The sequence below is a fragment of the Paenibacillus sp. NPDC058898 genome (genome assembly GCF_049316025.1).
GTDB lineage: Bacteria > Bacillota > Bacilli > Paenibacillales > Paenibacillaceae > Paenibacillus_AQ.
In genome coordinates this window covers 412,267-434,365 of sequence record NZ_JBMOSM010000001.1, presented here as the reverse complement: position 1 = coordinate 434,365, position 22,099 = coordinate 412,267, and the positions used below count along the sequence as shown (strand labels likewise).

Below are 22,099 nucleotides of genomic sequence, written 5' to 3'. Positions count from 1 at the left end.
GGAATTAAACGGAGGTCTTATGGATTTAAAGATTGAACGACAGGACTTGAATGAACAAGTCTATCATATTTTAAAAAACCAAATATTAACGCGGGAGTATAAAGGCGGTGCACGTCTTGATCTGGGTGACTTAAGTAACAAGATGGGAGTTAGTAAAACGCCTGTTAAGCTGGCTATTCATCGATTGGCGAATGATGGGCTTGTCGAAGTGGTCTCACGATCAGGTACCTATGTGACCCAATTGACGGGTAAGCGCATTGCAGAAGTGATGGATGCAAGGATTATGATTGAGAAATGGAGTATCGAGCACTTATCGAAGGATGATTGCGAGCAGCTGGTCGTTCAATTAACAGAGCATGTTCATCGGGCCAAGGTAAATTTGGAAAGTGATCATTTCGATTACCAGCAATTTCTTGAAGCTGATGTTCTGTTCCATAAGGCAATTGTGACGATGAGCCACAATCAATTGATCTCGAATCAATATGAACTCTTGAATAGCTTCCTGTATATTTCACGCATCTTTCATTTTCAGAACTTTGATCGCTCCAAAGAAGGTATTCAAGAGCATGCGCAGCTTATCGAAGTAATGAAGCAGAATCGTCTCCAGCATGCTTCCGATTTATTGGTGGCGCACCTGGAGAAGAGTAAGCAATATATGATTTATTTAATAGAAGAGAACGGTGGCGCCATATAACAAGCTGGTAGCTGCGACATACTTATGCTTGTGTTTTCACAGGTAATGTAGGTATGTTTTTTCTCGGATCATCTGATATTTCAGATTTCAGAATTTGATCTATAATCAATTCATACAAAAAGGAGCAGTTGATATGAAGCTGGGCATTGGCTTATATCGTCATATGTTAAAGAAAGAATACTATCAATTCGCAAAGCAGGCTGGTTGTGAGGCTGTTGTCGTGCATTTGGTGAATTATTACGGAGAGATTGATGATCAGGGGCTGCCATCCACGGATGGGGAACATAATTATGGTATCGCCCGAGTCAATGACCCGATCTGGGAGTACGAGAATCTTGTGAAGTTGAAAGAAGAATTAAATCGGGAGGGGCTTGAATTCGCAGCGATTGAGAACTTTAATCCATCGGATTGGTATGATGTTCTGCTAGCAGGACCAAAGCGAGATCAACAAATTGAACACCTCAAGCAAATCATTCGGAATGTAGGCCGGGCAGGCATACCTGTAATTGGATATAACTTTAGTATTGCGGGTGTCTGGGGACATTTTCAGAAGCCATCCGCACGTGGCGGGGCGTTGACATCGACATTCCACCCAACGATGGAGGAGTTAAACAAACGGCTACCGCTTGGTCAGGTGTGGAATATGACCTATGATGCGAGTCTGTTGGATCAAGGGTATCTGCCGCCTACCTCGCATGAAGAAATTTGGGAACGTTTAGCCTATTTTCTAGAGCGTGTCTTGCCGGTTGCCGAGGAAGCAGGCGTGAAGTTATCACTGCATCCAGACGATCCACCGATGCCGGAAATTCGTCAGCATGCACGTTTAGTCAATGAACCTGACAAATATCAGAGAATGATTGATCTCGTGCACAGCAGCAGTAACGCAATCGAGTTTTGTATGGGTTCGATTCAAGAAATGGTCACTGGCGATGTCTATGAAGCCATTGAACAATATGCTTCACAGGATAAAATATCTTATGTTCATTTTCGTAACGTAAAGGGAAAGGTTCCTAATTATAGAGAGGTCTTCGTTGATGAAGGCGATATCGATATGATTAAAGCGCTGCGTTTATTCAAGAAACATCAATTTAAAGGTGTGCTTATACCGGATCATACGCCATTAATGACGTGTGATGCACCTTGGCATGCAGGTATGGCTTATGCATTAGGCTATATGCGTGCAACCATGCAACAAATCGATAAAGAGAAATAAAAAACTAAAATAGAAGAGGGATAAAAGATATGAAAAATCAAGATTACTTGGACCAACTGCAAGAAAAGCTATATTCGGCGGTCATATCCGACATTTTGGATAGCCTTGGGTTGCGAAATCAGGCGCTTCCGCCGCATATTCGTCCATTGGATCCCGACATGGTTGTGTGTGGTTATGCCAAAACGGTACAAGTCGCAGATGTCTCCCGAGAACCCGTACAAGCCTACAAGAAACAAATTGAAGTATTGGACAGCATCCAGCCTGGAGAAGTATTCGTCGGCGATGTAGGAGGTTCCGAGCGTTCGGCATTTTTCGGTGAATTAATGTCGGCAGCTACGAAAGTAGCTGGAGGCAGAGGCGCTGTCATCGATGGGTTATGCCGAGATGTAAAAAAAATTAAAGAGCTAGGCTTCCCGGTCTTTGTGAAAGGAACGCGTCCAACCGACTCTTATGCTCGTAATGAAGTCATTGATTATAATGTAACAATTAAAATTGGCGATGTGTTGATTCATCCTGGCGATCTGATTTTTGGCGATATGGATGGGATTGTCGTTGTTCCGAAAGAAGTCGAGGATGAGGTCATAGCCAAAGCATTCGAAAAGGTAAACGGTGAAAATATGGTTAGAGACCACATTCTCAAGGGAATGAAGGTATCCGAGGCATTCGAGAAATTCGGCATTCTGTAGGGAGGTAAAGGCTATGGATATTAAAAAAATTATAAATCCAGGTCCACAATTACATTCTCAACACGACTATATAAAACGCCATATGCTATTGAACGTATTGTCATGATCGATGAAGCAGATCAATCAATAGCTATCCAATAACGAATCACGAACCATGGGCAACAAGACTTATGGGTTGAATGGGGACAGCACATCGCTTTTGGTGCCCCGCTGATCGGATCGGGCGTAACCCTTGAAGTGCCTGCGCATACGATTGAATCTGCTGAGCGTGATCCGGTACGATCTCGTCTGAAGAAAGGGACGTATTCATGGCCTATAGAGGATGCGCCCCGTGATATAAGTATCGTACCTGCAGAAAAGGCAACGGATTTTGCGATAATAAAGGATCTATCTGCTGGATGGTATGCCATAAATAATGAAAGACTGGATTTGCGCGTTATTGTGGAATGGGATACTGAAATCATGCCGAATCTCTGGTTATGGCAAGAGTTCAATGGTCTTCAAGACTATCCATTCTATGGTGCATGCTATGTCATGGGGGTTGAGCCGAATTCTGCGTCGCATGAAGGGGGCTTACATGAATCCATGCAACGCGGCGAAGCGATTGAAATAAAGGCTCAGCAGACAAGGTCATTTGAATTGAAGTTATCATGGACGAGATTAAAGAATAGCAGATAAACCACGTAGCAAAAGGAGGTTATCTCATGTTCTATGATTTGCAGGGAAAAGTGTTTATCGTGACCGGCGCAGCACAAGGAATTGGCAGAGGGATCGCGCTTCGTCTAGGGAAAGAAAAATGCAAAGTAGTGATAAATTTTGCAAGTGATCGTAGTAAACGGTTAGCAGAAGAAGCAATTGCACTTATTAAAGCAGCGGGAGGGCAAGCTGTTGCTTGTCAAGGAGACGTTGGGAAGGTAGACACCGCGAAGAAGCTGGTGGATACGGCTATTGCTCACTTTGGAACCTTGCACGGCATCGTGAATAATGCTGGTGTTCAATCTGAATATCCTTCCGAGAGCTTGCCGGTAGATGAGTGGAATCGCATCATGGATATTAATTTACGTGGGACCTTTCTAGGATGTCAAGAAACAATCAATTACTTGCTAAAACACGATATCAAAGGGAGCATTGTGAATGTCTCGAGTGTTCATCAACAAATTCCTAAACCCCACTATGTACATTATGCCTCATCCAAAGGTGGGTTGAAGCTGTTAACAGAAACATTAGCACGTGAATATGCGGATAAAGGAATTCGAATCAATTCGGTTGCTCCTGGTGCAATTGATACGTTAATGAATGAAAAGTTATTCAGCGATCCGGCGATCACACAAGCAATTATCAACAAAATTCCTTCTAGGCAAGTAGGGACACCTGAACAAGTTGCTGCACCGGTAGCATGGCTATTATCCGAAGAAGCCAGCTATGTGACAGGGACCACAATATTTGCAGATGGTGGTATGGTCTTGTATTAATTGACGCTAAAATATCCGTTATCGGATTCCTGGTTGGTCATAACCCCGTTAAGTAGACAATTATAATAAGACTCCTTTATGCTGCGACCGTTTCTCGGTACTCCACCGGGGAACGGTCGGTTAATGACCTCATCCGTCGATCCAGCGGGACCGGCGGCTGAACTGAAGGTTGCTTAACCCTTGTTCCGATGTAATAACTCGAGTTCGTTTATCAGTATTCCTCCCGCATTCCTCCTGGTGGGTCCGAAGTAAATCATTACCTCTCATTATCCCTTTTCTCCCTCGTTCCACTCGTAGATAATCCGAACATGTGGCGGATGGAGAAGTTAGGGACGCTCGTATCGCCTTTATCGGTTGTAAAGGACGGCAATCGCAACATGCATGCGGTCGGATCAGGATTGTATTATGAAGGAGCAGACGGAAGTGTGGTTATACGAAAGCTGGACAATCCAGTGGTTAGTCCAGGGGAACGGCGGTTGCTTCAATTTGATAATTCATTCGCTAATAAATACACATCCGGAAAGGACCTCGGTGTTTCACCGCAGGTCCTTCTCTATGTGATAGGAGCTGTTTCATCGGTCAATTGACCATAAATTTAATGATTGCTAGTGACGGCTGTTATTGGCCAGAACGCAAAAGACCGCCAACCATCTGGCCAAGTTAGCCGGATAGGGCGATCTTCTATACAATTAAGCCAATGTAAGCTTTGTTACACGTCCATCGATAATCCATTCAGCAACATAAACAGAACCCTTGGAATCGACACAAACTCCATGAGGCGAGCTGAATTTATTATCTCTGTAGTAGGACTTAGCTAAATTCGGCCAGCCGGTTTGCTTATAAGCCTGTTGATCTTCACCTAAATGACAGATCAATCGATCATTTTTATCGAAAATCGTAACCCTGCTGTTTAGGTCTGGGAAGAAGAGATCCTCTCCATAGTAATAAAAGCTACAGGGCTGATCCATATCATCAACGATGACTCTTTTGAAATTGCCCTGTAAGGTAAAGACTTGAATTCGATGATTTCCGCGATCGGCTACATAAACCTCTTCTATACCACTACGTATATCTATGGAAATGCCATGTGGACAGTTTAATCGTCCCATTTCTGTACCTTTTCCACCCCAGGAACGGATATATTCCCCTGCTGCCGTATAGTGATGGATCCAGCTTTGTCCATAGCCATCAGCTACATAAATATCACCATTTGCCGAAACGGCTACATCTGTGGGGATATATTTAAACTCTTCGTTGTATATATCAGGACGATCCGGTGTTCCCAATGTTAACAAGTGCTTCCCGTTTAAATCCATTTTCACAACTTTACCGCGAGCGGTGTCGGTAATAAACAGGTATTCATTATTTTGTTCCTTATGAAGATAGAATCCGTGTGCGCCACCCTCGAACTCCTCGCCCCAAGCCGCTTTAAATTCCCCAGACTCATCAAATTTTAAAATGGAGGGCTTGCCTGTATGAAAAACATAGACGTTATCCTGTTGATCTACGACGATTCCATGTGTATAGCCAAACTCTAAGTGAGGAGGAAGCTTTGCCCAGCCTGGAACAAGATCATAGCTGCGTGCGGTATTTCCTAATTGTTGAGGTTTGCTTATTGTCATAATAATCCCTCTATTCCTTTGTTAAGTCTCTCACTGCGTATTCGAATACAGCAACGGAAAGAACTCATTATCGAACTTCTGTCCGAATTGTGGACGCGGGCCGAGCAATCGAACATTATCATGCCGAGCTTTACCCTCTTTGTAGGATGTATCTCCAGGCATTAAATGAGCGACAACAGATAACCGAGGCTGATCTGTGAAATTCGTTGACGAGCCATGGAATGTAAGGGCATGGTGGAAGCTCGCGTGGCCAGCTTTTAGAATACAAGGCTCCTCTATCCAATCTCGCGTTGCAAAACGCTGTTTCAGCTTTTCCATATCCTGTTCGAAGAAAGTATCACTTCCCTCGATAGCACCCCACTTATGTGATCCAAGGATTGTCATCATACCGCCGTTATTTAGGTCCGTGTCCTGCAATGCAATCCAAACCGTTATCATATTAGATGTACTGCTTGCACGCCAAAAGCCGTAATCCTGATGCCAGCCTACATTTCCTAGATTTGTTTCTTGCCCTGAAGTACCCGGTTTGTAGATGACTTGATCATGCCATAGACGAATTTCATCCTCATTCAGCAGATTCGCAGCCATTTGGCCTAAATTCGGATCGGTGACGACACTACGAACTTCATCGTTAACCCACCAGCCATTATCGAATTTACGAAGAGCATATGGATTATCAGAAAGATTGAAGTCATGAAGAGGCAGGCCAGCCCCATCGTAATCTTTCTTCCAAATGCGCTCATGCGCGCCACGAAGACGCTCGATCGTCTTGTCATCCAGCAATTTCGGACTGATCCAATAACCGTCTTGATTAAACTTCTCTTTATCCGCTGTTGTAATGTTATAAGGTATAACTCCCATTATCGACACCTCATCTTTACTGGTAAAATTGGCTTACTGGGTTTATTCTAGACCACAAGATGAGCATTTACTTTCCAAAACCTATCAAATAGGATTGGAAACATAAAGGGGATTTAGAAGCGATAAAGACCGTGATTATGGCGAAAATAAAGGCTGAACGATAAGCCTGCTCAAATCACCTTGGAACATATGCAAGAAGCTTTCAAGATGTGGCGTTCTTACATAACATATTCAGTACAATGGTATAGATCATGCTTTTATAGATGAAATTGGACTATACCCGAAAGCGGAAGATTTAATGAATGAAATTGCAAAAGAGAAGCGATTGCATAATCAATTGGAGTTTGTTCAATTACGTTCCAGAGTTGAGCAAGAAGTAATAAAGGTACAAAGTTGGCTACATTTGCAGCTCGTTGTATCGAGAACGAAATACTTATGCATTTACGATCTTTGAAAAAGACGCGCAAAGACGTCTCTCACCATAATCCGATCGGAACTGACAAGGAAGGTAATGAAATTACCTTGATAGGTATCCTCAGCAGCGAGGGGGATGACGTGGCGGATATGGTACAACTCAAGATCGAGAAGAGGAAAATATACCGCAACCTGGACACATTGGATGAACGTGAGCAGGAAGTGATCAAAGGGCGCTTCGGTCTGGAGTTCGGCGGCGAGGAGCGGACGCAGAGGGAGATCGCCAAGGAGCTCTGCATCTCGCGGAGCTATGTGTCTCGGATCGAGAAGCGGGCGCTCATGAAGCTGCATCATGAGTTTTATAAAATGTGAATATTAGCATGGTGGCACTCTTCTGAACTTAGTATGAATTGTTACTTCGAGTTTTTCTAAAACTCGCCGGAGGAGGAAGCTCGAGCCGTTTAAAAACTTGATACATATAGTAGTGGCTAGAAAAACCACAAGCATCAGCTATCGCTTGCGTGCTTAGGGTAGAATGATTCAACAAATGTTTAGCTTGAGAGACTTTGTTAAGTAAAAGTTGTTCGTTAAAGGTATAGCCCACATGTTTTTTCATAATCCGATTAATCTGTTTCGGGCTAAGGAAAATCAGCTTAGACAGATCATCGATCGTAGGGGAAAGGTGATAGTTGTTTTCGATAAAATTCATAATCCGGGATACACGGACATCGCTTTGCGGATCAGGTATATGGGTATGATCCAGTGTGGTAATCACAGAGCGAAATAAGCTTACAACTAAAAGGAATAATAGTGGTTGAATTTGCAAAGAAAATCCTGGGAGTTTAAGGGATGTTTCTTGGATAATAGAATCAAATAACCCCATGGCGCCATAGTTGTCTTGGAAGGTGCGGGGGTAGGTAGTCGAAAGAACATTGATGAAAAATTCTGTATCCACTGATGAATTAAAGTAGGCGGAATCTGGTGTAACAGATCGGCTAATTTCACATTGCAAACAGTATTCTACCATAGGATTTTCAGGATCGGATACTTGTTGGTGTGTCACATAAGGTGCCGTGATATAGAAGTCTCCTTCTTGAAAAGGGAGTGCCTGGCCCTCGATCGACACAGTACCTTTCCCGGATTTAATCATATGAAATTCAAAGTAAGTGTGAAAGTGATCTTCTTTTTCCCAATGCGGTCCAGCATCTAATACGGCGGCATCTAGTACTTTGATCTGAAGTCCACTAAGGCTAATGGTGAAATTTTTAGCAGTCAGATAACTAATGATGTCAGCCATAATAGACCCTCCCATGTCGTCATTTCTCAATCTAATGTCCAGCAGGCTTAAAGATTCCTATACATAGATATTGTACACTAAATTCTACGATATCCCCAAAATTTGATGAGATCTCTCATTCCAACATAAGGAGGAACCAGCGATGCTTGAGAAATTAACCAATAGATTACGAAATAAAAAACGAACCTATCAAGAAGACCGTGCATTGACACAAATGAAGTATGCAACCCTTTTGTCAGCAAGAAACGAAGGGGCATTTGATGATCTTATTCAAGAAGTGGAGAAGGATTTAGTCGAGGGATATGACGCGCATGGGGCTATCACCAATGAGCTGGTAAGTAAGATGGAGAATAGACTCATGCCACTTCAAGAAGAAGCCAAGCAGTTTGAAATGTTATGTGTGGCCCATGCGCATATTGATATGAATTGGCAATGGGGCTTCGATGAAACCGTAGGTATCACTTTAGATACATTTCGAACGATGTTACACATCATGAGAGAGGATGAGGATTTTACTTTTTCACAATCTCAAGGTTCGTTGTATAAGATTGTAGAGACCTATGACCCAGAAATGTTAGAAGAGATTAAACAAAGAGTGGCCGAAGGCAGATGGGAGATTACCGCGTCTACATGGGTTGAGGCAGATAAAAATATGCCAAGTGGAGAGAGCCAAACGAGACAATTGTTATATACGAAAAAATACTTGTCTCAACTGTTTAATCTGCCATTAGATTCCTTCAACATTGATTTTGAACCCGATACATTTGGACATAGTATCAGCACACCGGAGATTCTCACCAAAGCTGGCGTGAAGTATTACTATCACTGCAGAGGGCGAAAAGAGGGACCAACACTTTATCGATGGCGGAGCCGTTCGGGCGCTGAAATCATCGTAAATTGGGAACCCCAATTTTATAATGCGTTTATTCATTCTGACATGTGTCTTTGTGTACCCGATCTAGCGGATCGAACTCATATCCCTTCTGTTCTAAAAGTTTATGGGGTAGGTGACCATGGCGGTGGACCCACAAGAAGAGATATCGAAAGAATCAAGGATGTGGCCACGTGGCCAATCTATCCTAAAGTGAAATTTTCGACGTATAGAGAGTATTTTGAAATCGTTGAAAAGCAAAGTGACCGGCTGCCTATTGAAGTTCAAGAACAGAATTTTATCTGTGATGGATGCTACAGCTCTCAGAGCCGGATTAAAAAGGGTAACAAAGCTTCTGAAAATGGGTTATATGAAGCAGAGCTCTTTAGTACGTGGGCGGCTGTAACACAAGGGGTCCAATATCCAAAGCAACGTTTTGAAAAAGCCTGGAAATCCGTATTATTTAATCAGTTCCATGATATTTTAACCGGTTCAGGGGTAGATGCTACAAGAGATTATGCTTTAGGCCTTTATCAAGACGTTGCAGCATCAACAAACAGCACTAAGAAAATAGCCCTGCAAAAGATCGCTCAGCAGATTCATACGGCTGATTTTATCGTAAGTGAAGGTGAGACTGAACCAGGCTTGGCTTATGGTGCCGGTGCAGGATCCTCACAGTATGAGAATGGTACAGGCAAAAACCGAATGTATCATGTGTTTAATCCAACGATGCAGGCCCGCCAAGAAGTGGTTGAATTGATGATTTGGGAATGGCCATATGACCACGAGCGTATGTTGTTTACCAATGAAAAAGGTGAAGTCGTATCACACCAGGTTTTGGAGAAAGACTTTAATCACTATTGGGGACACAATTATCTAAATGTGGCATTAGAAGTGGATGTTCCCGCATGCGGTTATGCAACATACATGTTAACGGAACAGTCTATTGAACAGGTTAAAGTAAGTTATTGGCATGAAAAACGTACCCAAAATGAACCATGCTATACGTTAGAAAATGAGAAGATTAAAGTTGTGTTTAATAGCTTAGACGGATCGATTGACTCCATGATTGATAAAGTAACTGGGAAAGAAATGATCGATGCTGCGAGAAAATCAGGGATATTTCGATTAGTAGATGAGGCAGACCATAAGGAGATTACTGATGAGGGTACAGGCATGTCTTCTTGGTTTGTTGGACGGTACAAAAATATCCAATGGATTCATCAAAATCTTGAAATCACAAGCGCAACAGGCACATTAAGAAGCCATATTGCTTATGAGTTAGGTTTTAGAAATTCAAAGTTAAAAGTGATGATTTCATTAGATAAAGGAAGCAGTCATCTGGACTATAAAGTAGAATGTGATTGGCAAGAGGTGGGACGTCTTGGAAAAGGCGTACCGCAACTGCAATTCTATATGCCGCTTCATGATTCATGTGCCATGTATCATTATGATGTTCCTTTCGGCAGGGTTACAAGGCAAGCACTAGACATAGATCTTCCAGGGAATAACTATATCTTTGGAGAAGATCAGGACGGATCAGCGGGTGTGATGCTCATGTCCAAAGTAGGTTATGGATTTAGAGGCGTAGATAACAGTCTTACCCTTACTTTACTAAGAGGATCCTATGATCCAGATCCATGTCCAGAGTATGGAATCAATCATCTCGAATTTGGATTAGGTGCTATGCATTCCAGCAATCCCAAAGTGCTGCATGACTATGTCCAAAAATATAATCACGAGATGACTATAGTAACAGGGCTAAGACAACAAGGGAAGCTTAATCCAAGACATTCCTTTATAGCATTTGAGTCTCAGACCTCTGTAGTTTCTTGTATCAAAGGATCAGAGGATGGGGATAGAAGTTTCATCGTGCGTTTTTATGAGATGGAAGGGAAAACAGACACCATCACATTGATTTGTCCAGAACGAATCAATCATGCCTATTGGACAGATATCAATGAACAAAAGGTAGCATATAAGGAAGAGCTAAGGGTAGAGGATACAACACTCAAGTTGGTCATCCAGCCTTATCAAATAGGTACAGTAAAAATAGTGCTCGAGTAGACATAGATGATTTGATGATTAGGTGTGAAGTTTCAGGTATTCCTGCATTATCCGCAGTTCGGATCCATCTTTGGCGATTCCGGTTCATGTCATCGAACGTGAGCTGAAAGAAGCGTGGCACCGGCTGACAGGCGAATGCTTTATTAACTTTGTTTATTCGATAGACAAAGTGGTTCTCATGAAAGTTAATGTTACCGAAATCATGATTCACGAATAATCGTGTCAGGCATTTAGAGAGCAAAAAGGAGAAAACAATGAGCACAAGAAAAGACTTACAACATTACCCTTATATGAATGCAAGCTTGCCGGTTGAAGAAAGAGTTGCGGACCTTTTATCGAGAATGTCGCTGGAAGAAAAGGTAAGACAGCTTGATATTTATTCGGGCAATGAAATTTCCGACTCAGTAGAAGGTTTAAATGCAGATGCGCTGAACTACGAAAAAATGGAGAAGGTATCTGCCGGAATTGGAATCGGTTGCATCCAAAACCGAAATTCCAAAGCAGAGACAGCCAATAAAATTCAAGAGTATATCATCCAAAATTCAAGATTGGGAATTCCGGTACTCTTCAGCGAAGAGGGACTTCACGGTTTTGGATGGAGAGGCTGTACCGTACTCCCTCAGCAGGTTGCACTTGCTTCAACATTTGAGCCTGAACTCGGATATAAACAAGCAAGAATAATAGCTTCCGAGGCGCGCAGCTTTGGTATACATGAGGTGTGGGCACCTGTTCTCGACCTCGCCAGGGAAATCCGGTGGGGACGAGTGGAAGAAGGATACGGAGAGGATCCTTATCTGGGGTCTCTGTTTGCGGAGAGCATGGTAAAAGGGCTTCAAACGGATGACCTCACTAGACCCGATGCCGTGGTGTCGGAACCAAAACACTTTACAGGATACGGTGCGCCAAGGGGAGGACACAATTGTGCTCCGGCTATGATGGGGCAATTTGACAATGCATTTTTCTGTCTGCCTGTATTTGAGGCTGCTTTCCAAGCGGGTGCCATGAATACCATGTGTTCCTATAATTCCATTGACGGCGTTCCTGTGGCAGGCGACCATTCGCTGCTTACCGGTGTACTTCGCGATAAGTGGGGCATGAAGGGCTTCGTAAGATCGGACATGACGGCTGTCTCCATGCTGCATACCTGTCATTATGTTGCTGAAAGCAAACGGGAAGCTATCAAAATGGGCCTTGAAGCCGGTGTTGATATGCAGCTTTACGACTTTCCGCATGATATATACCAGGACAGCATTATTGACCTTGTCAAATCAGGCGAGGTGGACGAGAAGGTTGTAGACACAGCCGCAGGACGTGTTCTTACCGTTAAATTTGCAGTAGGGCTTTTTGAAAATCCATATACGGATACCGAACTTTCTTCGAAAGTTGTCCACTGTGAGGAGCACGTGCAGACGGCTCTCGAAATTGCAAGAAAGTCGATCACCCTGTTGAAAAACAGCAAAAATACGCTTCCCCTCAAAAAAGACATCGGCAAGATTGCAGTGATCGGACCAAGCGCCGATGTTCCGCGTTACGGGGATTACAGCAGCCCTGTGGTGCCGGAGCATGCGGTTACGCTTCTCCAGGGCATCAAAAACATCGTTTCGGATAAGACCGAATTGATCTATGCCAAAGGATGCGAGATTCTGGAGTCCGACCTTATGCCTTTACCAGACAAATGGCTCAAGGACCATGCCGGCAACGACGGGCTTTTGGGTGAGTACTACAATTCTCTTTCTTTTGAGGGAGAACCTGCTTGCGTACGAAATGACAGACAGATCAACTTCAACTGGATTTACACAAAGCCTGCTGACGGCGTAAACGCAGATAACTTCACCGTTCGCTGGACAGGCAAAATTAAACCGGACGTTACAGTGGATGGTTATATTGGACTCAGCAGCATGGACAGCATGCGCCTGTGGGTCGACGGCAAGATGCTTGTTGACGGTTGGGGAGACCATGACGCCAATCAGATGGTTGCGTTCCAATTTGTCAAAGGCGAGGAGTACGACGTTAAGGTCGAGTATCTCAATGATTCACGGGGGGTAAGGGTCATCCTCGGTTACAGCCTTGGCAACAACGATATGGACGCAGCGGTTAAAGCGGCCGAAGCGGCGGATGTTGCAATTGTTGCGGTGGGTGACAACGAGCAGACCAGTGGAGAAAACCTGGACAGAGCGGACCTTAATCTTCCGGGAAGACAACTTGAACTCGTCAAGAAAATTTATGAAACAGGAACGCCTGTTGTTCTTGTCCTCCAAAACGGACGTCCGCTGTCGATCACATGGGAGGCAGAACATCTGGACGCGATTATAGAGGCATGGTTTGTTGGTGAGCAGGGCGGAAATGCCATGGCAGAGGTTATTTTCGGAGATGTCAATCCTGCAGGTCGCATTCCTATGTCTTTCCCAAGATCGGTAGGTCAGCTGCCTGTATTCTATAATCGCCGACCGTTCTATGGACATAAATATGTTGAAATGGACTGGCTCCCGTTGTACCCATTTGGGTTTGGTCTGAGTTACACAACATTTGCTTATTCGGATCTTGATATTTCAGCTAAGGAGATAGCTCCGGATGGGGAAGTAAACGTATCGTTTAACGTAACCAATACGGGAGCTGTCGCAGGGGAGGAAGTTGCCCAGCTCTATATCCGAGATGAATTCAGCAGTACGGTTAGACCATGTAAGGAGCTCGCGGGATTTAAGCGAATTCATCTTGAAAAAGGCGAAACAAAGCGCATCACGTTGACACTGGGATACAGACAACTCCGAACACTTACTAGAAACTATGAATGGGTTGTGGAACCGGGTAAATTTGAGGTGATGGTCGGACCTAACTCGGACGACGCTCCACTGACAGGAGAGTTTTTCGTTCGGAAATAAATATAAGCGTAACTTGCCGGTACTCGTATTGTATCCATTTTAATAAAGGGTTTGCAACGGAAGCAGCACGAGCAATTGTTAAGTACGCTTTTGAAGAAGTGAACGTCCATCGAATAATCGCTACTTGTCAGCCACAGAATATTCCTTCTAATCGTATTATGGAGAAGATTGGTATGAGAAGAGAAGCTCATTTTAAGAAGTGTATGCCTGCCAACTTTAAGAAAGGTACAGCATGGTGGGATGAATACTTTTACGCTATTCTAAAAGAAGAGTGGAAAGAGATATAAAATAATTGACATAAAATACAGGTGTAGATCTAATGAGGCCAATCCAATTATTCAAAGAATTTGGCGTGTTTATTAAGCTAACGGGAGACGATAGCTCAATAAGAACAAGAAGACAGCCGATCAACGTTAATCGGCTGCTTGTCGTCTCAAGATTGTATTATTCTGAAAAAAAGAAATCATCGGATAGGAGAGTCATCGTTGGAGAAATCGGATAAACTAGTACACATTATTACTATCGTAGTCATTCTCTTATTTGTAGCAGTAATGACTAGCATTATCGCTGCAATTATCACATTCTTGTTGGTTAAAATATTTTAGAGGAACAATGGGACCAAGAAAAATGAAATCGTATATTCCATCAATGGTTCAACATATGTACAAAATACGAGTTTTGTGTAAAAGTGTTAAAGAAACGACCGGTGCAACGGCCATTTTTGCATCAATCGTATAATTTCATCTTATCCATATTATTGACGGCTTTTCTCATCTCTTCATCTGTTAAATGCGTGTAAATCATCGTTGTCTGAATCGACGAATGTCCCAGCTGATTCTTCAGCTTCGGCACGTCGTTGTTCTCACGATGATAACGTGTTGCAAATGAGTGTCTCAAGGAATGCACCGTCAATGCCGGCTTACCAAACGCTGCAGCGTATTTTTCAATCAGCTTTTCGATCGACCTTGGTGTCAACCGCCGGCTTTGGCCTTTGCGTCCGATCGGCGCTGCTATAAACAGGTGATTTTCCGATTTTTCCGGTTTATACCTAGCTTCACGGATCTTCAAATAGCTCTCCAGGTCCAACAATGCTTGCTGGCTAAAGTATACATATTGCTCTTTATTGCCTTTACGCAGAACACGCACTTGGCCTTTGTTCATATCCAAATCCTCGATGTTAATTCCCGCTACTTCGGATAAACGCAGTCCGGAGCCGAGAATTAGCGAAACGATCGCCGTATCCCGTTCCCGGTTAAATTCATGAAAGCGCTGTAAACGTTTATTGGTTTTATGGAGTTCCCCAAAATCATGAGCCACAAACTGACGGAATTTCTCGAGATCGTCTTCCCGCAAAATTTTGCCTTCAATTCGGTAAGCGATCGTTTCCTGGCTTTCCTTAATTGGATTAAAGTCGATTTTGGCCATGACATTACGCTGAATATATGGCTTAAGATCCGGAGTTTCGGCCTTGTTTTGAAGATAATCAAACAGCGATTTTAATGCAGACAACTTCCGGTTGATCGTATATTTGTTGTTATCCAATTGATATTCCAAATAATACAGAAAATTTTCGACTTCACGCACGGTCAGCGATTCGAGTATGGACATTTCAATGTTTTTGCGATCATGGATGTTCGATTTAACTGATACAAGCCAATCAAAAAAGATGAGGTAATCGTGACAGTAGTTCAGCAGCGTCGTATGCGACAGTTTGCGTTTTCGGCCATCGATGTATTCGGTCACGTACCACGGGAGCTCAGCACTCTTGGCTTCCACGCGTTTCATATAATGCAGCTTCGCAATTTTATCCACTTATTGCCAACCTCCCTTGTTTCCAGAGTAACTTATTTATAATTATTCGTCAAATTATTATTTTACGTAATTATTGCGTGTGGTATTCAGGATCCTAACTAGAATCTAGACAACAAGTACCTGTGAAGTCACCACCAGCAGTATCTTGTCTCACCCAACCATTTCGTTCTGTCAAAGATCTTTGTTAGCAGTGTTTTTGGAAATGCTAACAGTATCTTTATTTGAAGCTTGGCTCTTTCCGTGACCAGACTCTCCAGGCTAGAAGATTAGCTACGTACGTGAGATACAAGTAAGACCTTGAAGGGTAAATAACCTTCAAGGTCTTACTTGTGTACTGTTTATAAATCCTTTCTATCAATAAATTCGGCTTTAATTACTTCATATTCTTTATTTACAGGATTCCCTCCATACTTTTTGAGAATCTTAACGATAACGTTATAAAAGGCAAATTCCGGAGTTGCTCCTTTAGAGGAGTACTCTATTTCATGGTTATCACTAACGATTAGTTTATAACCTGTTCCAATATAAGATAGATTGAATTTGCAATCATTATCCTCTAGCCAGGACATTAAATCGAGAATACTCGGTATCCATACTCCCTTTTTATAAACCTCTTCATCGCAGAGAAATCCCGTTGATGGTAAAACCCTTCCTCCTACAACCCAAACGGAATCTTGATATTCAAAAATGTCCTGTGGATATACCTTGTCTGCATATAATGGTCTCCGAAATCCTAATTCGAACAGCTTTATTGCCTCTGTTTTTGATATAGACATATCTCATACCTCTAATCTACTTGATTTTTATTACTGTACCAGTAGAACTCTTATGTTTGCCCTCAATAAAATTACCATATTTGTCTGAATCAGCAACCCAATGAAGCTCCTTACAGCTTTTCGCTTCTTTAAATACTTTATAGGCAGAATCTGCATGTCCCGTTGTATCCTTCGCCCACCATAGCCCGGTTTAGGGTCACGATAAGCAGTAACGGTATCTGATTTAAATTTATAAGTAATTTTTTTGTCAACCCCTGTTTTAATGTCTTCTCTTCTTGCCCTTATTTATGATACGGTTCTCCGCACTGTCTGTAACGGCAAGTTTTTTACGAAATCGAGGGAGCACAAAAGTGCTCCCTCGGACAGAAGTTCTGTTATTCCAATTCCAAAATTGATTCACCGCTAATAATAGTACCATTATTTTTTCCTTCACAAATCTCTTTCATTGTGCCTGGCTTGTCAAAATTAAACACATGCATTGGCAGATGGTAGTCTCTAGCTAAAATGAAAGCTGATTGATCCATTACCTTCAAGTTATGTTTTAAGACATCATTGTAGTGAAGAGACCTGTACTTTCTTGCCTCTTTGTCGTGCTTAGGGTCTGCATTGAGGACACCATCAACACCTTGTTTTGCAACTAACAGAGCTTCACAATTAACTTCGATTGCCCTTTGAACGGAAGGATAATCTGTTGTAACGTAGGGTTGCCCATTTCCTCCTGAAAAGATGACAATGTAGCCCTTTTCCAGATGGTGAACTGCCCTTAGTCTGATGTATGGTTCAGCAACTGATGTAATAGGTATTGCTGTCATTACACGAACTTCTTTGTTTGTTTTGGCTTTAAGAACTCCACGAAGCATTAAGCTGTTAATAACAGTTGCGAGTGTCCCGATATTGTCAGCCTCTGCTCTTTCTATTCCCCAGCCTTCCGCCATATTGCCGCGGAAGATATTCCCTCCACCAATGACTAATGATACCTCAACACCTAGATTCACAACTGACATAATTTCATTAGCAATATGGTCCAATCTTTCAGGCTCAAAACCAAATTCCGTGCTTCCGGCGACTGCTCCACCACTTAGTTTAATAAGAACTCTTTTGTACCTTGTCAAATTAACACCTCCGCGCAAATAAAAAACACTAAAGCAACGAATGCTTTAGTGTCTTAATGGAACGAGAATATGAAATTGTAACAATCGACTTATTGTAAGCCTTCCGTTTCCACCTCATATTCCCACCCCTTCCAGTAATTTTTCATCAATTAATTCTATACTGTGTGGGAGTAAAACGCAACTCCGAAAGTGGCAGAATTTCAACCATATATTATTTCCATGACCGCCTGTAATAAGGAGCCAATTTCATTTCTTAAGGAGGCATTTGTTTTGCGTATCATCACTACACATCAGGATTTAAACGTGCTCCGCCGCGCCGGAGCACTTCCGGCGGCACTCCTCGATCAGGTCGAGGACTACTTCAACAAACTCAGGCTCGAACTGGAGAACGACGCGGGGAGCGAATTCCGTTTGGGCAGGCACGGCTACATTGTCTTTCTCGAAGCGGGAGACAACGTCCGCGACCTCGGCAGCGTCGGGCTGAACCACGAAGAAGGCGGACTCCTGGGAAGTTGCTCCGAGTACGTCGAACTGCTCGACGTAGGCGAAGTACTCCAGGTGTACAAAATCGCGGTGCTGTACGACAACGACTACATGATGACGTTCTTCACGCAGGACGGAGCGCACGACGAGGAGGTGGAACAATGGCTGAAAGACCAAGCGGAAAGAAACTGACGGCAAACGAATTGGTTCTCCGGAAGCTGAAAGAGACGTTCGATCGGAACGGAAACGTCACTGCCGACAGCGACGAAACGAACATCTGGGTCATGCTTGCCGCGCTGAAGCCGTTCTCCGACCAACTTGAAGAGCACCTTCCGTACCCACTGTCTGGCCGAAAGCCCACTCACCGCGTCCGAGTTGTCCTGCGAACCATTGACGCCCAAACAGGTACGAATCCTTACGTTGACGGCTCCGACTTCTTCCTCTCGGTCGACGAGCAGCAACAGACGGCCGACTTCGTTCAGTGCCAGCATCGACACTTCTGACACTTTTCTTTCCCAGCCTCGGGGACCCTCCTGCGTCCACGAAGCCCTCTTCCTTCCGTGGGATGTGACGGGGATGTTTCACTCAAAAAATGATAACCCTATGTACCTTTTCAAGGAATTCCGCAAAAAAACTTGCCCTTATTTATGATACGGTTTCCTGCGCTTGATCTTAAACTATCCTGCCCGTTAGTTTAATAAAAAGGCGTCTAATCATCTTTATTTGACGCCGTCAATGATATCATAACCGGAATGTAACAATATTCTTGTCATCTGTCGGGAATGTTATCAAGTTCTTGTCAATGGGTTATGACAAGAACTTGATAACATAAATACAAAAAGCCGCGTAATTTGCGGCTTCTAATGTTACTATGTTTTTGTAACCCGACAATTATAATAATGACACAAAAAAAACACAAAAAAAAGCCCCGAGAATCAGGCTTTTGTACTTTTCGTAATGGGGTCACAATTGTGTCATTAGACATGAAGCAAAGGACAAGAACTTCTACCGGAAAGACAGGCCGTAAGGACGGCCCTGTAAGTGCTTCAACACTTCCCGAAATCACTCTTCACGATATATCACACGGCTTGCAGCAGTGACTATGATTGAATAAGCCAATCTGTTTCTAACGCATTCCAGTTTGGCGTAGGCACATCCGACCTTGCCCTCCATTCGGCAAAGTCCTCATTCAAGGCTCTGAGCTCAACAGCTGTCCCATCAATCAACCCGCTAACCGGAAGCATGAAGAAAATCCTCAACGCCCAGCGGATTAAATTTGGATAGCCGGTAATCCAAGACGCTTGCTTCACAGGGGTTAACGGGTACCCCAATGATTCAAGTACACGGAAGCCCTCTCCCATCGCCGCCACTAATTGACGCATTCGCCTGTCGTCACGGACAACCTGTTTCATCTGGAAGCTATGGAACAGAATGACCATGTTCATGGGCACGACCAGCACCATGTGGTTTTTCAGCCAGGCATCGATCTGATCATGGTAACTGAGCTTGTACTTAGTTGGCATGAATGCCTGCTCCAGCAAGGAGCGAAACGGAACGGGACCGTTCAGACCCCCGATGACCATCTCCCCATGGCCGCCACGTATGCAAATGACTCGCCCGTCGGTACGTGTACCTGCGGTAGCTTGGAAGCCAAAAGCAACCTGTTTAGGCGACTTTCCATGTTTACTCAAATGGTCCTGCATGGCGTAGGTATTCATATTGTTGCCGACCAATACGATATGACGGCTAACGTTTTCTGCGAGGATTGGTAGCACAGCCTCGAAATCCGAATATTTCATCATGACGAAGATCAAGTCATACGCGTCACCTGAATCTAGTCTGCGAATTACACGAACCCGATCAACTGTTGTCTTGCGCTGAAGGTAATGCCGAATGACCAGTCCCTCCTTTTCCAGTTCCTCCGCTCGCTTTCCTCTTGCCAACACAGTCACGTCATGACCGCCCTTTACTAGGACATGTGCCAGATAGCTTCCCTGCACACCTGCACCGTACACAAGTATATTCAATATTGTCCCTCCTTTTATAATTAACAGTTGTTGAATATATAACATCTGTGTATTACAATCAAGATATCATTGGAACGGATGCAGGAGCAATGGCTAATTGCTTTCATTTCTGTTGAGAAATGAACAACGAATGCTGGATGTGTTCAGGAAAGAGGGGAAAACCATGGATCGGCGCATCGTGCGATCAAGACAAATGATTATGCAAGCGTTTATTGGGCTGTTGGGAGAGCAGGAATTTGAGAGGGTCACCATTCAAGGGATTGCGGATCGGGCCAATGTCAACCGCGGAACGATCTATTTGCATTTTACAGACAAATATGACCTGCTGGAACAGAGCGTGGAAACGTATCTGATGATGCTTGCTGAGAGTTGTGTTCCGGAGGATGGGCCAACCAATGAACTGTCCCGGGACCTGCTGATTCGTGCGTTCACGTATCTGAAAGAGCATGCAGAAATCTATGGCGTTTTGATTACCAATAAAGGTATTCCGACATTCAGACACCGTATGACACAGATGATTGAAGCGAATATCACCTTGGTGGTGAACCAAATGAAGCTAGAAACCGGTATCCACAAGGATGTATTGGCGCAATTCTTATCCGTTTCCATTACGGGGTTGATTGAGTGGTGGGTCGTCCAATCTATGCCATATACGCCAGAAGAGATGGTTGAACAGATGGCTAGAATTTTGGAAGCAAGGCTGCAGCTATGGTAAACGTATTAAATTTGAAGTGTGATACCTGCATAAAAGTTTTGAAATTAAATTAATATTTACATTTTCAAACGGGTTTACAGCCAGTTGAAATACTTCCGAGGACTGAAGTTTTATTGATCCTAATCCAGTCTAGTTTATCACTCAAAAGAGCCCCACCTTTCCCAGGTAGATATTTATCAAATCGGCAATAGTACCATGTTCTAGTTCTTGTCCATATTCGGCAATCGGTACAAGTTCTTGTCCTTGACTCGGGACAAGAACTTGTACCGATAAAACAAAAAAGACGCTAAAATAGCGACTATCAATGGGACCATGATCTTGTCCCTCGACAATAATGTCATACATTATATATGAATTTCTCAAACCTGCAGTTTATAAGTTCGTTCGTCCTCCAGCTACGTTTTAGCCCTGTAGGCTTGCTAAATTATTTTCCCCACTATAAACAACTCCTAGTAAACGAAAAGAAGCAGCTGCCGCGTGTGGCAAACTGCTCCCGAATCGTTGAACTAAAGTCTCCCGTTTGTTCAATAGATTACAGTAACCCTACAAGCCTTTTGCAAACCGAATCGATCCCGTTTGTCGCGGTGTCAATCACGATATCCGAGCCTTCTTCCAAAAAAGGCAGCACGTTTTTGTAACTATCTATTACCTTTGCCATTTCATCTGGACTCTTGCCATAATTAATCGAGGTCCTTATGTTTATTCTTTCGAGCATCACGTTCAGATCGACCTTCAGCAGAACCACATGATCGAAATGTTCGTAGAATTTCCCTTGATTCGAATAAATTCCCGAAATAAACAAATGGGAATTTCTATGCTCTTCCAACAATTGCATTATTTTTTCTTCATCCAAAACGACTTCTCCGTTCTCTGCTTCCTTTATGTAGCCATAGTCTGTATCGACTACATTGTATCCCAGTATTTTCAATTCCTCTAACACGGTTGACTTGCCTGTTCCTGACAAGCCTGTAACGAATATTATCGCCATGATCGCACCTCCATGCCTTTAAATCCCATTGTAGCTCGTTTTACACTGAATCAAAGAGCCGACAATAAGTACGATTATTGAGTTCTACTGCCCTTTAGTTGAACGGCAGA

19 protein-coding genes and 2 pseudogenes are annotated in these 22,099 nt (G+C 43.3%); 13 read left to right on the top strand and 8 right to left on the bottom strand.

The window, feature by feature from the left end:
• The first annotated feature begins 19 nt into the window (after positions 1-19).
• From ACOZB4_RS01785 to ACOZB4_RS01760, 6 genes are all read left to right on the top strand, one after another.
• Positions 20-694, top strand: a complete 675-nt coding sequence (locus ACOZB4_RS01785; protein WP_379405424.1) for a GntR family transcriptional regulator — start codon at positions 20-22, stop codon at positions 692-694.
• 133 nt (positions 695-827) lie between these two features.
• Positions 828-1,907, top strand: a complete 1,080-nt coding sequence (locus tag ACOZB4_RS01780) for a mannonate dehydratase (RefSeq protein WP_379405422.1) — start codon at positions 828-830, stop codon at positions 1,905-1,907.
• 29 nt (positions 1,908-1,936) lie between these two features.
• The gene (locus ACOZB4_RS01775; RefSeq protein WP_379405420.1) at positions 1,937-2,593 is read left to right on the top strand and encodes an RraA family protein; all 657 of its coding nucleotides are present in this window, start codon (positions 1,937-1,939) and stop codon (positions 2,591-2,593) included.
• A gap of 144 nt (positions 2,594-2,737) precedes the next feature.
• Positions 2,738-3,271 (top strand): DUF4432 family protein, encoded by a 534-nt coding sequence (locus tag ACOZB4_RS01770; RefSeq protein ID WP_379405635.1) that lies wholly within the window; start codon positions 2,738-2,740, stop codon positions 3,269-3,271.
• A gap of 26 nt (positions 3,272-3,297) precedes the next feature.
• A complete protein-coding gene (locus ACOZB4_RS01765; protein ID WP_379405418.1) occupies positions 3,298-4,065 on the top strand; it encodes a glucose 1-dehydrogenase in 768 nt (255 codons plus the stop codon).
• 317 nt (positions 4,066-4,382) lie between these two features.
• Positions 4,383-4,652: a hypothetical protein gene (locus ACOZB4_RS01760; RefSeq protein WP_379405416.1), complete on the top strand. Its 270-nt coding sequence runs from the start codon at positions 4,383-4,385 to the stop codon at positions 4,650-4,652.
• Positions 4,653-4,754: 102 nt separating this feature from the next.
• Here the strand turns inward: ACOZB4_RS01760 and ACOZB4_RS01755 are convergent, their stop codons facing one another.
• Positions 4,755-5,687, bottom strand: a complete 933-nt coding sequence (locus ACOZB4_RS01755) for a hypothetical protein (RefSeq protein WP_379405414.1) — start codon at positions 5,685-5,687, stop codon at positions 4,755-4,757.
• Positions 5,688-5,717: 30 nt separating this feature from the next.
• Entirely contained in the window at positions 5,718-6,548 is an 831-nt protein-coding gene (locus ACOZB4_RS01750; RefSeq protein ID WP_379405412.1) for a phytanoyl-CoA dioxygenase family protein, read from the bottom strand.
• 372 nt (positions 6,549-6,920) lie between these two features.
• On the opposite strand from ACOZB4_RS01750, the pseudogene ACOZB4_RS01745 reads away from it, so the two are divergent.
• A pseudogene (locus ACOZB4_RS01745) lies at positions 6,921-7,334 on the top strand (sigma-70 family RNA polymerase sigma factor); the annotation flags it as partial.
• A 28-nt stretch (positions 7,335-7,362) separates the two neighbouring features.
• Here ACOZB4_RS01745 and ACOZB4_RS01740 read toward each other — a convergent pair.
• Complete coding sequence (locus ACOZB4_RS01740) at positions 7,363-8,259, bottom strand: helix-turn-helix domain-containing protein (protein WP_379405410.1); 897 nt, start codon at positions 8,257-8,259, stop codon at positions 7,363-7,365.
• Between the two features lie 142 nt (positions 8,260-8,401).
• On the opposite strand from ACOZB4_RS01740, the gene ACOZB4_RS01735 reads away from it, so the two are divergent.
• The 3 genes and pseudogenes from ACOZB4_RS01735 to ACOZB4_RS01725 all read left to right on the top strand — a co-directional run.
• Positions 8,402-11,197 (top strand): glycoside hydrolase family 38 C-terminal domain-containing protein, encoded by a 2,796-nt coding sequence (locus ACOZB4_RS01735; RefSeq protein ID WP_379405408.1) that lies wholly within the window; start codon positions 8,402-8,404, stop codon positions 11,195-11,197.
• A 254-nt stretch (positions 11,198-11,451) separates the two neighbouring features.
• Positions 11,452-14,076: a glycoside hydrolase family 3 C-terminal domain-containing protein gene (locus tag ACOZB4_RS01730; protein WP_379405406.1), complete on the top strand. Its 2,625-nt coding sequence runs from the start codon at positions 11,452-11,454 to the stop codon at positions 14,074-14,076.
• A gap of 41 nt (positions 14,077-14,117) precedes the next feature.
• Positions 14,118-14,363 (top strand): annotated as a pseudogene (locus tag ACOZB4_RS01725) (GNAT family N-acetyltransferase); the annotation flags it as partial.
• 439 nt (positions 14,364-14,802) lie between these two features.
• Here ACOZB4_RS01725 and xerS read toward each other — a convergent pair.
• From xerS to pyrH, 3 genes are all read right to left on the bottom strand, one after another.
• On the bottom strand, positions 14,803-15,888 hold the full coding sequence (xerS, locus tag ACOZB4_RS01720; protein WP_379405404.1) for a tyrosine recombinase XerS: 1,086 nt from the start codon (positions 15,886-15,888) through the stop codon (positions 14,803-14,805).
• Between the two features lie 338 nt (positions 15,889-16,226).
• Entirely contained in the window at positions 16,227-16,664 is a 438-nt protein-coding gene (locus tag ACOZB4_RS01715) for a hypothetical protein (protein ID WP_379405402.1), read from the bottom strand.
• Between the two features lie 374 nt (positions 16,665-17,038).
• Entirely contained in the window at positions 17,039-17,776 is a 738-nt protein-coding gene (gene pyrH / locus ACOZB4_RS01710) for a UMP kinase (RefSeq protein ID WP_379405400.1), read from the bottom strand.
• A gap of 270 nt (positions 17,777-18,046) precedes the next feature.
• On the opposite strand from pyrH, the gene ACOZB4_RS01705 reads away from it, so the two are divergent.
• Both ACOZB4_RS01705 and ACOZB4_RS01700 read left to right on the top strand, forming a co-directional pair.
• Positions 18,047-18,451, top strand: a complete 405-nt coding sequence (locus ACOZB4_RS01705) for a hypothetical protein (protein ID WP_379405398.1) — start codon at positions 18,047-18,049, stop codon at positions 18,449-18,451.
• Complete coding sequence (locus ACOZB4_RS01700) at positions 18,421-18,762, top strand: hypothetical protein (RefSeq protein ID WP_379405396.1); 342 nt, start codon at positions 18,421-18,423, stop codon at positions 18,760-18,762. Before ACOZB4_RS01705 ends, ACOZB4_RS01700 begins: the two co-directional genes overlap by 31 nt.
• Positions 18,763-19,359: 597 nt before the next feature.
• Here ACOZB4_RS01700 and ACOZB4_RS01695 read toward each other — a convergent pair.
• Positions 19,360-20,286: a ketopantoate reductase family protein gene (locus ACOZB4_RS01695; protein WP_379405394.1), complete on the bottom strand. Its 927-nt coding sequence runs from the start codon at positions 20,284-20,286 to the stop codon at positions 19,360-19,362.
• 163 nt (positions 20,287-20,449) lie between these two features.
• Between ACOZB4_RS01695 and ACOZB4_RS01690 the strand changes: the two genes are divergently transcribed.
• Complete coding sequence (locus ACOZB4_RS01690) at positions 20,450-21,001, top strand: TetR/AcrR family transcriptional regulator (RefSeq protein WP_339264679.1); 552 nt, start codon at positions 20,450-20,452, stop codon at positions 20,999-21,001.
• Positions 21,002-21,533: 532 nt separating this feature from the next.
• Here the strand turns inward: ACOZB4_RS01690 and ACOZB4_RS01685 are convergent.
• Positions 21,534-21,989, bottom strand: coding sequence for an AAA family ATPase (locus ACOZB4_RS01685; protein ID WP_379405392.1), 456 nt, complete (start codon positions 21,987-21,989; stop codon positions 21,534-21,536).
• Positions 21,990-22,099: the final 110 nt, after the last annotated feature.